This window comes from Nocardia sp. XZ_19_369, assembly GCF_015355715.1.
Lineage (GTDB): Bacteria > Actinomycetota > Actinomycetes > Mycobacteriales > Mycobacteriaceae > Nocardia.
The window spans coordinates 303,972-317,269 of the sequence record NZ_JACVED010000003.1; the positions used below are offsets into that span (position 1 = coordinate 303,972).

11 protein-coding genes are annotated in these 13,298 nt (G+C 68.8%); 4 read left to right on the plus strand and 7 right to left on the minus strand.

The features are described 5' to 3' along the window. Positions 1-48 precede the first annotated feature (48 nt). From IBX18_RS13090 to IBX18_RS13100, 3 genes are all read left to right on the plus strand, one after another. Positions 49-2,382 carry an ATP-dependent DNA ligase gene (locus tag IBX18_RS13090; protein ID WP_194833978.1) on the plus strand — a complete coding sequence of 778 codons (2,334 nt, stop codon included), beginning with the start codon at positions 49-51 and terminating at the stop codon, positions 2,380-2,382. A gap of 81 nt (positions 2,383-2,463) precedes the next feature. Beyond that, the gene (locus IBX18_RS13095) at positions 2,464-2,643 is read left to right on the plus strand and encodes an antitoxin (RefSeq protein WP_107654067.1); all 180 of its coding nucleotides are present in this window, start codon (positions 2,464-2,466) and stop codon (positions 2,641-2,643) included. 480 nt (positions 2,644-3,123) lie between these two features. Continuing rightward, positions 3,124-4,308, plus strand: a complete 1,185-nt coding sequence (locus IBX18_RS13100) for a lipase family protein (RefSeq protein WP_194833979.1) — start codon at positions 3,124-3,126, stop codon at positions 4,306-4,308. A 103-nt stretch (positions 4,309-4,411) separates the two neighbouring features. Here the strand turns inward: IBX18_RS13100 and IBX18_RS13105 are convergent, their stop codons facing one another. From IBX18_RS13105 to IBX18_RS13120, 4 genes are all read right to left on the minus strand, one after another. After that, on the minus strand, positions 4,412-5,059 hold the full coding sequence (locus tag IBX18_RS13105) for an ammonium transporter (protein WP_194833980.1): 648 nt from the start codon (positions 5,057-5,059) through the stop codon (positions 4,412-4,414). 439 nt (positions 5,060-5,498) lie between these two features. Continuing rightward, positions 5,499-6,236 (minus strand): CbiQ family ECF transporter T component, encoded by a 738-nt coding sequence (locus IBX18_RS13110; protein WP_194833981.1) that lies wholly within the window; start codon positions 6,234-6,236, stop codon positions 5,499-5,501. A gap of 55 nt (positions 6,237-6,291) precedes the next feature. Beyond that, entirely contained in the window at positions 6,292-8,424 is a 2,133-nt protein-coding gene (locus tag IBX18_RS13115; RefSeq protein ID WP_194833982.1) for an ABC transporter ATP-binding protein, read from the minus strand. Between the two features lie 72 nt (positions 8,425-8,496). Then, the gene (locus IBX18_RS13120) at positions 8,497-9,963 is read right to left on the minus strand and encodes an NAD(P)/FAD-dependent oxidoreductase (RefSeq protein WP_194833983.1); all 1,467 of its coding nucleotides are present in this window, start codon (positions 9,961-9,963) and stop codon (positions 8,497-8,499) included. 96 nt (positions 9,964-10,059) lie between these two features. On the opposite strand from IBX18_RS13120, the gene IBX18_RS13125 reads away from it, so the two are divergent. Next, on the plus strand, positions 10,060-11,118 hold the full coding sequence (locus IBX18_RS13125; RefSeq protein WP_306796247.1) for an AraC family transcriptional regulator: 1,059 nt from the start codon (positions 10,060-10,062) through the stop codon (positions 11,116-11,118). 4 nt (positions 11,119-11,122) lie between these two features. Here the strand turns inward: IBX18_RS13125 and IBX18_RS13130 are convergent, their stop codons facing one another. The 3 genes from IBX18_RS13130 to IBX18_RS13140 all read right to left on the minus strand — a co-directional run bounded on the left by IBX18_RS13130 (position 11,123) and on the right by IBX18_RS13140 (position 13,247). Further along, complete coding sequence (locus tag IBX18_RS13130) at positions 11,123-11,800, minus strand: phosphodiesterase (RefSeq protein ID WP_194833984.1); 678 nt, start codon at positions 11,798-11,800, stop codon at positions 11,123-11,125. A gap of 77 nt (positions 11,801-11,877) precedes the next feature. Next, positions 11,878-12,657, minus strand: coding sequence for a metallophosphoesterase (locus IBX18_RS13135; protein ID WP_194833985.1), 780 nt, complete (start codon positions 12,655-12,657; stop codon positions 11,878-11,880). 152 nt (positions 12,658-12,809) lie between these two features. Then, complete coding sequence (locus tag IBX18_RS13140; RefSeq protein WP_194833986.1) at positions 12,810-13,247, minus strand: MarR family winged helix-turn-helix transcriptional regulator; 438 nt, start codon at positions 13,245-13,247, stop codon at positions 12,810-12,812. Positions 13,248-13,298 lie beyond the last annotated feature (51 nt).

A 13,298-nucleotide genomic window follows, 5' to 3' on the forward strand; every position in this document is an offset into this window, starting at 1 on the left:
GCGGCGGGGGCCCGCTTTTTGTCGGTCCCCGCCTCTAAAATCGTTGTCATGGCTTCCCGCCGGCGGTTCGGGGGTATCGAGGTTGAACTCAGCAACCTCGACAAAGTGCTGTATCCGGCCACCGGCACCACCAAAGGCGAAGTCATCGCCTACTATTCGGCGATCGCGCCGGCGATGCTGCCGCATATCGCCGGTCGCCCGGTCACCAGGAAGCGCTGGCCCAACGGGGTCGACGAGCCTTCCTTCTTCGAGAAGAACCTCCCCGCGCACGCGCCGTCGTGGCTCGAACGGCACACCATCCAGCACTCCGACCGCAAGGTCACCTATCCGATGATCGACTCCGAGGCCGGGCTGGCCTGGCTCGGGCAGCAGGCGGCGCTGGAAGTGCATGTGCAGCAATGGCGTTTCGACGGCGACTCGGTCGGGCCGGCGACCCGCATCGTCTTCGACCTCGATCCCGGCCCCGATATGGAGCTGGCGGATTGCGCGCGGGTGGCGCTCGCGGTACGCGACATGATCGAGGACATCGGCCTGCGCGCGTTCCCGGTCACCAGTGGTAGCAAAGGAATTCACATCTATGTCCCGCTGGATCGCGAGGTGAGTTCGAGCGGCGCGTCCACCGTGGCCAAGCAGGTGGCCACGAATCTCGAACGGCTGCACCCGGATCTGGTCACCGCGACGATGGCGAAGGCGGCCCGCGGCGGCAAGATCTTCCTCGACTGGAGCCAGAACAACGCCGCCAAGACCACGATCGCGCCGTACTCCATGCGCGGTCGCGCGGAGCCCACCGCGGCGGCGCCGCGCACCTGGCAGGAAATCGAGAACCGGAAGAAGCTGCGGCACTTGCGGTTCGACGAGGTCCTCGCCCGCTGGCAGGCCGACGGCGACCTGCTCGCCGAGCTCGATCCGGCACTGCCGCAGGGCAATACCGCGTCGCCGGAGTCCGGTGCCGACGCGCTGGCCAAGTATCGATCGATGCGCGACCCGGCGCGAACACCCGAGCCGGTGCCCGCCGAGCGGCCGGAACCGGGGGCGGGCAATCGCTACGTCGTGCAGGAACACCATGCGCGGCGGCTGCATTGGGATGTGCGGCTCGAACGCGGCGGCGTGCTGGTGTCCTGGGCGGTGCCGAAGGGCCCGCCGACCACCTCGGATCAGAACCGGCTCGCCGTGCACACCGAGGACCACCCGATGGAGTACCTGGATTTCCACGGCGCCATCCCGAAGGGGCAGTACGGCGCCGGCGAGATGACGATCTGGGATTCCGGCACCTACGACACCGAGAAGTGGCGCGACGACGAGGTGATCGTCCGATTCCACGGCGAGCGGCTCAACGGGCGCTACGCGCTGATCCAGACCAACGGCAACCAGTGGCTGATGCATCTGATGCGCGAGCAGCATCCCGACGGAGCCGATCCGAGTGATAGGGCCGCGAGCGGTCTCGGCGAAGAGCCCGCCAAGCCGTCCGGCCGCATCATCCGGGTGTCGAGCGGGCCGTCGCCCTTCCCGAGGGGGTTGGCGCCGATGCTCGCGACCCCCGGTGACGTCGCGGATCTCACCGCAGACGAGTGGTGCTTCGAGACGAAGTGGGACGGCTTCCGGCTGATCGCTGAAATCGAGTCCGGCACAGTCACTTTGCGCAGCCGACACGGCATCGTGGTGAACAACCGCTACCCGGGGATGGCGGTGCTCGGCGACGAGCTGGCCGGGCACAACGTGGTCCTGGACGGCGAGGCGGTGGTCTTCGACGACCACGGGGTGGCCAATCTCGGCCTGCTCCAAGCGGATGCGGCGCGGGCCGTGTTCGTCGGCTTCGACGTGCTGTATCTGGACGGCACTTCGCTTGTCCGCAAACGGTATTCGGATCGGCGCCGGGTGCTGGAGGCGCTCGCCGGTACCGCGCCCTCGCTGCTCGTGCCGCCGCGACTGGACGGCTCCGGAGCCGACGCGGTGCGCTACAGCCAGGACCAGGGCATGGAGGGCGTGGTCGCCAAGCGCAAGGATTCGGTGTACCTGCCCGGCAAACGCGGCCACTCCTGGGTGAAGCAGCGCAACTGGCGCACCCAGGAGGTGGTCATCGGCGGCTGGCGGCGCAGCGACGCAAGGGACTTCAAGTCGCTGCTCGTCGGCATCCCGTACGAGGGCAGGCTGATCTACGTCGGCCGGGTCGGCACCGGATTCAACGACACCGACATGCGGGAGCTGGCCAAACGGCTGAGCCCTTCGGAGCGTAAGACCAGCCCGTTCGACAACGACCTGACCGCAGAGGAGCGCAAGGAAGCGGTCTGGGTGACCCCGAAAATCCATGGCACGGTGCGCTTCATGAACTGGACCGAGACCGGCCGCCTGTGGCATCCGGCGTGGCTGGGCGCCACGGACTGAGGTGTACCGGCGCGTACACCCGTACGGCCGCGCCGATTACAGTGATCCGCTGGTGGACCCATCTCGAACGAGGAGTGTGTAGTGGACTTCAAGAACCTGGCGAACAAGGCTGTCGACCTGGCCCAGCAGCACGCGGACAAGGTGGAGACCGTCATCGACAAGGCCGGCGACCTGGTCGACCAGAAGACCGGTGGCAAGTACGCAGGCCAGGTCGACTCCGCCCAGGAAGCCGCCAAGAAGGCGCTGCGCGAGCAGAAGTGACCCGGCTCGCCTGCGCCTGAGGCACTTTCGACACGCAGGGCCGGGCCGCGCCGGACATTCGCGGCGATGGGTCTGACCACGGGTTGACCGTTGCCGGAGGTCCGGAACGGTCAGTACCGTGAATGGCCTCGAGGCCCGAGTGCGTCGGCGCGGACCCGTATCCGGCGCACGGCGTCGTGGCCGCACCGGACAGGGGAGGTCCCCATGCGCAGCAGCCATGAACCGGCCGGAGCCGGTGTGCCCGCGCTATCGATACTGGTCGGCCGAGTATTTCGGTCCGGCAACAAGTTAGGGGTGTCGGGGAAACGTCGCGCGAGTGCCGAACGGTTCGGCCGCGCGCAAGGTAGGTTGCCTGCCATGGCGACTCCGCACGGAATCGGTAGGGGGACTTCACTCCTCAGCACAACGGCCTTCGGTCCGCCGACTCGGGGCCTCGGCAAGAGAGTGGCTCGGTTTGGCTCGTCAGCGATCATCCTGTCGGTGCTTGCGCTGGCTTCGACCTTGATCATGGCGCCGGGCAGCGCGCGAGCACAGGTGCTGCCGCCGGACGCCGACCCGTTCTACGCTGCGCCCGCCGACCTCGCCGCCTACCCCGAGGGCGCGATCGTGGAGTCGCGCCAGAGTACGTTGTTCGGTCTGCCGTTACCGATTTCGACGTGGCAGGTGAAGTACCGGAGCACCGACGCGGGCGGCAACCCGGTGGCCGACGTGGCCACCATCATGGTGCCGATGCTGCCGTGGCTCGGCCCGGGCCCCCGCCCGCTGCTGTCCTATCAGATCGCCGAGGACAGCCTCGGCACTCGATGTGCGCCCTCCTACGCGTTGCGCGGCGGCGGCGACCCCGGTGGTGCGCAGGCGTTGATCGACATCCCGTTCATGGCAACCGCGCTGAGCCGCGGTTGGGCCGTGGTGACCAGCGACTACGAGGGTCCGCAAGCCAGGTTCCTCGACGGCGTCAATTCCGGGCGCGGCGTGCTGGACGGTATTCGGGCCGCCCGCGCCCTGCCCGCCGCGGGGCTCGGACCGGCGACTCCCGTTACCGCGTGGGGTTATTCGGGGGGTGCCTTCGCCACCCTGTGGGCCGCCCAGATGCAGCCGCACTATGCGCCGGACGTGCGATTCGCCGGTATTGCCGCGGGTGGCGTCCCGTCGAATTGGCCCGCCATCGCCCAGCATGTGGACGGCACCATGCAGGCGGGTCTGGCCATGCTCATCGTGATCGCGGCGGTCCGCGACAATCCGAACGCGGGCCTGATGGAGCTGCTCAACGACCGTGGCCGCGCGATGATCGCCGCCGACGGTGCCGCCTGCGGCCCCGACCTGGTGGCGAAATACATGAACGCGCGCGTCGACGATTACGCCGCGGTGCCGAACCTGCTGGCGCACCCCGCCTTCCGCGCGGCGACCGACCCGCACGAACTCGGCAACCCCGCGCCCACCGTCCCGATGTACCTGTACCACAGCACCACTGACGATGTGGTCCCCGTGGCCGGGTTCACCGACATCCTCGGCCGCTACTGCGCCCAGGGCGCGACGGTCACCTCCGTGCATTCCGCGTTGCCCGGCCACAACCCGGCCGCGGTCGGCGAGGCGCTCGGCGCGATGTCCTATCTAGCGGACCGGGTGGCGGGTGCGCCGGTCGCACCCGGCTGCCGCGCGAGGTAGCGCACGGACCGGTCACAACCCTTGGCGCGCAGACAATGTCGCGGCCCGCACCGAATTGTCGAGGATTCGGTGCGGGCCGCGTTCGGTCGATCCGGGTCAGTTCCTACCGCGACCGGGGGTCATCCATCCACTTCGTGGTCCCCGGCGGCGCGGCGAGGGTGTTGATCAGGTCGATGCCCGCGACGATCAGGGTGGGACCGCCCGCCACGATGGTGCCGATGACCCCGCCGATGGCCGCGCCCGCCAGCACGCTGGCGATCACCGTCGGCCCGCCGAGGATGCCGGTCAGCCCGACCAGCGCGCCGATCACGGTGCCGATGAAACCGCCGATCGCGGTGGCGATGCCGAACTGGGTCAGGAAGGCGTCCTGGGCGCGCTGGTTCTCGAACGGCGAGGCGATCGGGGTCGCCACCGGGCGCGCCTGGGTGAGGTCCTTGACCACGGTCAGTTCCAGCACGCGGCCCGCGTCGCGCACCGCGTGCGGGAGCGGGAATTCCAGACCGTCCTGCCGGAACGCCAGCGGCATGGTGACCACCGTGTTCCCGGCTTCGTCTTTGATGTCGACGACATTGCCCGCCAGCTCGAACGATCCGCCGGTGAGTGTGGTGATGATGGTGTCGCCCACCAGCTGTGCCGAGTAACCGATCTCAGGAGTCGGCGCGGCGGTGGGCTGCGCATGGGCGGTGCCCGCGCCGACCGCGACCGCGGCGACGAGAGGCACTGCGGCCGCAGTGATCTTGCGGAAAATCATTCGGGTGTTCCATTCTTCATCAGGTTTTCAAGCATCGGAGAAACGGCGCGCACTTCCGAATTCCTTTCCCCCACTGCGGTGCGCGGCCACGTGATTCGACGGACAGCTACTCCACAGATAACTCTACTGCCTCGACGGTGCTACAGCCCATGAAATAGGGGGCAGCAATCCTTTTAAATACCGCGAAACAGGTTATAGCCGTTGGCTATTCACGTCTTTCTGTGCAGGACCCTGATCGGTGCGCACGATGACCCGTGCGCGAATCGATGTCTCGTTCCGCTCGAACCGCACCGCATCGGCACCCATCACCGCACACCAAAAGCAGCGCCGCGAACCGGAGTAGCAACCATTCAGATTCGGATAAGAATCCATCTGGCAACACCACGACCGCCAGGGCCGCACCGTGGCTTGGCCCGGTCCTGGAAGCGTCGGCGTGCGGCTACAGGAGCGCGATGCCGAGCGTGAAGGCGCCTGCGCACACTGCGACGACGACGATCAATGCGACGGCGTCGCGGCGACCGGGGGAGCTGGGGTAGGCCGCGAGTTCGCCCGTGCCACCGCGCGCGGTGATCGCCTCGCCGAGTTCGCCTGCGCGCCGGGTGGATACGGCCATGGCGGCAGTGAGGATGTCGATCAGCGGGTTCTCCGTGGCGAGCGCGACCAGGGTGTTCTTGGGGCGGAGTTTGCGGGCCGCGCGCAGCACCCGGATCTCCTCCATCAGCAGCGGCAATCCGCGCAGGGTGAGGGCGACGACCACGGCCCATTCATCCACGGGCAGCTTGAGTTTGCGCAGTGGCGCACCGAGTTTGGCCAGCGCGGGGGCGATATCGCTCATCGGCGTCGTCCAGGCGACCAGGAACGACGTGGCGACCAGCAGCAGGCCGAGCACCACCGTCTGCGCGTAACGCAGCACCGCTTGGCCGTCCACCGCGGCGTTGACCAGCCCGCCGATCCCGAGCAATCCCCAGAACCACCAGGGCAGGCGCGGCAGCGTGCCGAGCGGGATGCGGGCCAGCACGCCGATGAACACCAGAAACGCGACCATCACGCCGAGCACCGGCCAGGTCGGCAGGAACATGAGCAGACTGATCAGGAACGCGCCGATCATCTTGGTACCGGCCCACAGGTCGTGCACGGGGCTCTGCACCGGAACCCGGCGGAATAGAACAACACTCATGCCTGCACCTCGCTGGCCTTCAAATCCGCAACATGCGGCGTCACGCGTCGGTCACTCATGATTGGCCTCCGTGCTCGATCCGCCATGCGGGTTCGCCCGACCGGTGCGGCGGCGCCGCAGTGCGGGAATCATGCTCGGGCGCAGAGTTATCGGTCGCTGGCGCAGCGTCGGGCACCGCATCTCCCGCCAGTATCCGCCCGGACCGCAGGTGCACCGTCCGATCACACACCGTGGACATGTCCTCCACATCGTGCGAGATCACGATCAACGTCAAACCGGAATCCCGCAGCCGCGCAAGCAGTTCCACGATGTCCGCCCGCCCTTCTGGGTCGAGCCCGGCCAGCGGCTCGTCGAGCACGACCACCTGCGGGTGGCTGGCCACGATCGCGGCGAGCACCACCCGTTTCGCCTGTCCGCCACTGAGTTCCTCGATCGACCGCGCGGCCAGCGATCGATCCAGCCCCACCGCGTCCAGCGCCCGGCCGACGGCCCCGGATCCGGTGGCCCGCCCACCCCAGTCCGCGATCTCGGTGCCGACCGTCTGCTTCTGTAGTTGCAACCGGGAATGCTGGAACGCCAGCCCGACCCGGCCGATCTGCGCGGTGACCGCCTTGCCGTCGAGTTCGCAACGGCCCGAAGTCGGTGCGACCAGTCCGGCGATGATCCAGGCCAGCGTGGACTTGCCCGAGCCATTGCCGCCGACGATGAGCAGCGCCTCGCCGCGACGCACCGAGAGGTCCACCGAGTGCAGCGCCGCCGCTTCCCACGGTGTGCCGCGGTTGTAGGTGTATCGGACGTCGCGCAGTTCGAGCAGCGGCTCACCCATCGGCCTGCGCCGCACGTCCCGGACCGGGCGCGGCCAGGCGGCCAGCCGCTCGACCGCGCGGCCCTGCGCCAGGTGCACCACTCGGCTCGCCGCGGCCGCGTCGGCCTCGTGGTGGGTCACCAGCACCACCGCCATCCCGTGGCGTTTCGGCAGTGCCGCAAGCAGTTCGACGAGTTCGCGGCGCCCCTGCGGGTCGATCATCGAGGTGGCCTCGTCGGCGATGAGCAGCGCGGGTTTCCGGGCGAGGGCCGCGGCGACCGCGAGCCGCTGCTGCTGCCCGCCCGACAGGGTGGCGGTTTCCTTGTCGCCCATGGCGTCCAGCCCGACCTCGCGCAGCAGTCCGGCGACGTCGACGTCCGCGGCGAGTTCGGTGGGCAGCCCCCACACCACATCGTCGGCGACGAGCACACCGAGGGTCTGGCTCTCCGGCCGTTGCAACACCAGCGCGGTGCCGCCGAGGTGTCCGAGCCCCGCGGAACCGGGTCGCTGCACGGTTCCGGTGGTGGGCGGCAGCCCGGCGAGCAGCCGGGTGAGCGTCGACTTGCCCGAGCCGTTGTGCCCGACGACCGCGACGAACTCGCCGACGTCCACGGTGAGGTCGATGTCGCGCAGCGCGTCGCGCACCGCGCCCGGATAGCGGAATCCCGCCCCGCGCAGGGTGACCGGCAGCGGTGCGATCGCGCGATCGTCCGGCGGCGCGTCGAGCCGGTCGTGACCGGGCAGCCAGGCCAGCCGATCCAGCACCGAGCCGAGCACGAACCAGGAGAAGAGCGCGGTCGCCACCATGCCCGTCACCACGCCGCTGCCGACCCAGAGCCACCACCAGCGCAGCACGGAATCGGTGACGTCGACGGCCGCGCGGCCGAGTGGCGCCAGCTGTTCCTGGCGCTCCGCGAGTTCCTGGATGCCGCGCGAGGTGTTGCGGACGGTGTCGAACAGCAGGTTCCTGGTGGCGGAGAGCAGTTGCAGCATGCCGACCGCGAAGCCGGCCCAGACCAGACCGGCGAGGGTAGAAAGCCCGAGCACCGCGGCCAGCCCGCCGCCACGTCGTTTGGTCGTGCCGATGATGCCCGCGATGGTGGCGGTCGCCATCAGCCCGGTGGTGGCCAGCAGGCCGGTGGCGACGAAGGCGACCACGGTCGCCGCGACGGCGGCGGTGACCAGCGCGCGCAGCCGATAGCGCTGTGCGAGCAGCCCCATCGGCACCGCGGCGACCAGGTTCAGCGCGGCCGCCAACGGGATCACCGAGCCGACGGTGACCAATCCGACGGTGGCACCGCCCAGCACGGCGCCGAACGCCAGCTCGATCGGTCGCAGCGGCCCGTGTTCGGCCGTGCCGTCAGCTATCGGGCGTCCAGTCACGGCATAAGTCTGCCAGTGCGCGCGGGCGGTCAGTGTGCGGGCGCGTCCCGGCGGCACTCCGTTCGGTGGCCGTCATGCGGCCGGAGTGAGGGTGTAATCGGCGGGGTCGAGCTTGCGCAGCCTGCGGCGATAACTGGTCTGCGAGCCGGGCCAGTTGTTGGTGATGCGGCCCGCGGCATTGCGGTACCAACTGGCACAGAAGTTCCACGGGGTGCGAGCGAGGCGTTGTTGCAGGGCCTCGTTGAACCGCGCCTCCTGATCGGCGCGAACCTCCAGCGAGTGCCTTGGGTGCCGGCCGAGCAGCTCGACCGCCTGGCGGATGTAGCGGGCCTGCGATTCGATCATGTAGATGATCGAGCCGACACCGAGATTGGTGTTCGGCCCGTAGACCAGGAACAGATTCGGAAACTCCGGCACCGTGACGCCGTAGTAGGCGTGCGCTCCGTCGGCCCAGACGTCGGACAGCTTGCGGCCCGCGCGGCCGTAGATGTGCATCGGCCAGAGGAACTCGGTGCCCTTGAAGCCGGTGCCGTAAATGATCACGTCGACCTCGTGCACGGTGCCGTCGGCGGTGCGCACGCCCTGCGGCACCACCTCGGTGATCGCAGTCGTCTCCACCCGCACATTCGGCTGCGTCAGCGCGGGGTAGTAGTCGTTGGAGAACAGGCCGCGCTTGCAGCCGATCGGATAGTCGGGGGTGAGCTTGGCCCGCAGCTCGGGGTCGGCCACCTGCTTGCGTAGATGACGCTCGGCGAGCGTCGCCACCAGCCTGGCGATGGCCGGGAACTCGACCAGTCCGAGCGAGACGAACTCGGCGATCGACCACCAGCCGAAGCGCTCGACCAGCAGCGCGCCGGGCAGGCGGGCGAACAGCCGATGCTGGATGGGCGAGTAGTCGGTGTCGAACTTCGGGATCACCCAGGCCGGCGTGCGCTGGAACAGGGTGAGCTGCTCCACCTCCGGCTGGATCTCCGGGATGTACTGGATGGCGCTGGCACCGGTGCCGATGCAGGCCACGCGCTTGCCGTGCAGGTCGACACTGTGGTCCCACTCGGCGGAGTGGAACGCCGCGCCCGCGAAGGTGTCGAGCCCCGCGATATTCGGGAGCGCGGGCCGTGACAGCTGACCGACCGCCGAGATCAACACGTCGGCCGTCCTGGCGGCGCCGTCGGCGGTGCGGACGGTCCAGCGGCCGGCGGCATCGTCGAATTCGGCATCGGTCACCTCGGCGCCGAACCGGATCGTGTCGAATACGCCGTTGCGCTCCGCGACGCCGCGCAGATAGGCGTGGATGGACTCGCGCCCGGAGTAGCGCTGTGGCCAGTCCGGTTTCGGCTCGAACGAGAAGGAGTACAGCGGGGACGGCACGTCGCAGGCGGCACCGGGATAGGTGTTCTCCCGCCACACGCCGCCGAGGTCGGCGGCCCGCTCCAGGATGGTGATGTCGTCGAAACCGTTGCGGCGCAGCTCGATCGCCATCCCGATGCCGCCGAAGCCCGCGCCGATGATGAGGGCTGATGGCCGGTTGCCCGCTGTCATGTGACACTCCTCACAACACCGAAGATGATTCCACTGTAGGGGGCGCACGGATAGCCGATCGAGAAATTCGGCCAAGCAGGCCGCATACTGTCCGCTGTGGAGCGGGTGCAGGATCCGGGGATCCGTGACTGGAACTTTCCGCGCGGGATAGCCAGCGTGGCGCTGATGGTCGGCTATGCCGCCGAGCACGGTGTGTCCGCCGGGCGCATGCTCGCCGGAACGGGGTTGTCCGAGGCATTGCTGCGTGACCCGGACGGGCAGATCGACGCGCACATCGAACTCGCCGTGGTCCGCAATCTGGTGCGCGAACTCGCCGACCGGCCCGCGCTCGGCGTGGAGGTCGGCCGCCGCTACCGGATCACCACCTTCGGCATCTTCGGCTTCGCGTGTGTCAGCAGCCCGACGCTCGGTGAGGCGATCTCCTTCGCGCTGCGCTACCTGGAGCTGAGTTTCACCTTCTGCCTGCCCGTCGGGGAGTGGCGGGCGGGGGAGTTCGTGGCCTGGGTGCACGACGAGCTGATTCCGGCCGATGTCCGGCAGTTCCTGGTCGAACGGGACGTCACCGCCATGCACCAGGTGATGAGCGACCTACTGGGCAGGCATTTGCCGCTCGCCAGGGCCGAGTTCCGTTTCGCGGAACCGGCATACGCCGATCGGCTCGAAGAGGTCACCGGTGTGCGCCCGCGCTTCGGGCAGCCGCGCAACCTGTTCGCGATCGAGCCCGCGGTGCTGGATCAGCCACTGCCGCAGGCGAACGAGCAGACCTGGGCCATGTGCCTGGCCCAGTGCCGGGAGCTGGTGGATCGTCGCCGGGCCCGCACCGGCATCGCCGCCGAGGTGCGCGAACGCCTGGTCCCCGGCGGCGCCGACGGCTTCACCGCGCCGCCCGGAATCGACTCCGTCGCACGCGATCTCAATATGAGCACGCGCACGCTGCGCCGCCACCTCGACACCGCGGGCACCAGCTACCGCGCGCTGCTAGACGAGGTGCGCCGCGCGCTGGCCGAGGAGATGCTCACCGCGACACCGCTTTCGGTGAGCGACGTCGCGATCCGGCTCGGCTACGCGGAATCGTCGACGTTCATCTACGCGTTCAAGCGCTGGACCGGCGCGACGCCCGCTGCCTATCGCCGCGAACGGGCCGTGCGGCGCTGACCGGTCAGGCCCTTTCGCCGCGTCCGGTCCGGCTGCCCGAGTAGGCGAATTCCCTTACCTTGCCGACGATCCTGGGCAACAGCTCCACGCCGTCCGGGTGATTGAGCATCGGGTCGAAGTAGTCCGTCCGATGGTCCGCGGCTTCCGAGAGCCGCAGCGTCAACTCGGCGAGACGCAGGGTCGCCCCCGTCAACCCGCTCGCCAGCAGGGTGAACGAGATCGGCTGCGCGCGCAGGTGCTCGGTCAGCTCCGCCAGCGACGCGGAGGTGGGTTGGCCGGTGTCCGGCTCGGCGAAGAACCACAGCGGCGCGGTCTTGCCGACCCGGTAGGGCATCAGGCTGCCGTACCTGGCGCTGACCCAGCCACGCGCGGGGGTGATCAGGAACTTGCTCAGCGGTCCGCCGCCGGTGGTGGCCAGCGCGAAATCCCACGGCTCGTCGTGGCGATCCAGCACCCGGAACGCCAAGCCGAGCACATCCGGCAGGCTGCCCGGCGTGCCCGCGCCCTTCGACAGGCGCGCGATCACGGCCCGCTCACCCGTGCCGAACAGGTGCTCGTACTCGCTTTCCGCGTGCAGCCGCCCGGACAGGTGCAGGCCGTCGGGGTGAAAGACCCTGGCATGGCGCAGCTTGGCTCCCACGGCGAAGGTGCTGCGCACTACTGAAGCGGCGAGATCGGTCATCGGAGTTCCTTCGAATCGAGGGGAACTGTCATCCCTCGACTGCCCGGGCCCCGGTCGGCTAAACGGCCGGGCCCGCCTCAGTTCGGCGCGACGCCGAGCCAGCCGCCCATCGGGATGCTGCGGAAATGTGTTGTCAGGCTGTGCTTTTCATCGATCATGTGCAGCGCGACGGCGGGGTCGGGCGCGTAGTCCATCACATGGTCGGGCAGGTCGAGCTCCCAGATGCCACCGAGCACCGACGCGGTACTCGGCGCAACCAGCAGCGGACGCCCCGCGAATGTCGTTGTCGCCGCGGAGTGTGCGTGCCCGGTGAGCACCGCGACGATGCGCTTGTCGCCGGCGACCAGTTCGGCGAACTTCTCCGGCTCCTGGAGCGAGATCTCGTCCACGATCGGGCTGAACAGGTACGCGGGCGGGTGATGCAGGGCGAGCAGCACGGGCTTGTCGGCCGGGGCGGTGGCCAGCACATCGTGCAGCCAGGTGTAGGTCTCGTCGGCGAGCCGGCCGCTCGGTTCGCCGGGAATGCTCGAATCCAGCAGTGCGACGGTCAGATCCCCGATCCGATGGGCGTGGTTGATCGGCGCGGTGGAGGCCGGTTCGCCGAGCAGCGTGCCGCGGAAGGCGGCGCGATCGTCGTGGTTGCCGGGGATCGCGTACACCGGAATGTCGATGTCGAATGCGAGCCTGGCCTGCGCGTATTGGTCGGGCTTGCCCCCGTCGGTGATGTCGCCGGTCACCAGAATCGCGTCCGGCCTGCGGCGCAGGCCGCTGAGAAAGGCCATGACCTGCTCGACCCGTTCGGCGTTGCGGGCGCCGAGATCGAAATGTGTGTCGCTGACCTGAGCCACCAGGATCATCGGCGTTCGCTTTCTCTGGGGGATCGCTCCGTTGCGTCAGAGTGTGCCCGCCTCCCGTGCGCGGCACGTAATAAGGCTAGTTGACCTGCGTGTTACGCGTCGCCATGAGGCTCGCCACCAGCGGAAACCTGCGCGGTGGTCTGTGTTTGCGCTCACGATGACTGCTCTTCGGCGTGCGTTGCCAAGGTCTGCAGCGAGTGCAGGAAGACGCGCCGATCCGCCGCGGGCAACTGCGAAAGCAGGCGATTCTCCACCTCCTGGATCTCGGCCTGCACCCGGTCGCGCAGACCGCGCCCGGCCGGGGTGATCGACACGAGATTGACGCGCCGGTCCGCCGGATCGGGTTCGCGCCGGATCAACCCGCCCTGTTGCAGCTCGTCGAGCACCGGGATGATGCGGGTCTTGTCGGCGTTGATCGACTTGGCCAGTGCGGCCTGGGTGTACACGGGCTCCTTGCCGAGCCCGAGCAGCACCGCATAGCCCCACATGGACAGTTCATGTCGTTCGAGCACAGGCAGTTCCGCCGCCATGAGCGCCCGCATGAGTGGGGCCATCATCGCGGCGAGATCGGGACGATGAGCGTGCGGCATGGGAAGAAAATACTGCTTGGCAGATGATAAGCATGAGCATACGATAGGCGC

What these genes read in the sequence shown, in the direction of transcription:
- IBX18_RS13090 (WP_194833978.1), top strand. Translation starts at nt 49, where the DNA reads ATGGCTTCCCGCCGGCGGTTCGGGGGTATCGAGGTTGAACTCAGCAAC.
- IBX18_RS13140 (WP_194833986.1), bottom strand. Translation starts at nt 13,247, where the DNA reads ATGCCGCACGCTCATCGTCCCGATCTCGCCGCGATGATGGCCCCACTC.
- IBX18_RS13110 (WP_194833981.1), bottom strand. Translation starts at nt 6,236, where the DNA reads ATGAGTGTTGTTCTATTCCGCCGGGTTCCGGTGCAGAGCCCCGTGCAC.
- IBX18_RS13120 (WP_194833983.1), bottom strand. Translation starts at nt 9,963, where the DNA reads ATGACAGCGGGCAACCGGCCATCAGCCCTCATCATCGGCGCGGGCTTC.
- IBX18_RS13135 (WP_194833985.1), bottom strand. Translation starts at nt 12,657, where the DNA reads ATGATCCTGGTGGCTCAGGTCAGCGACACACATTTCGATCTCGGCGCC.
- IBX18_RS13105 (WP_194833980.1), bottom strand. Translation starts at nt 5,059, where the DNA reads ATGATTTTCCGCAAGATCACTGCGGCCGCAGTGCCTCTCGTCGCCGCG.
- IBX18_RS13130 (WP_194833984.1), bottom strand. Translation starts at nt 11,800, where the DNA reads ATGACCGATCTCGCCGCTTCAGTAGTGCGCAGCACCTTCGCCGTGGGA.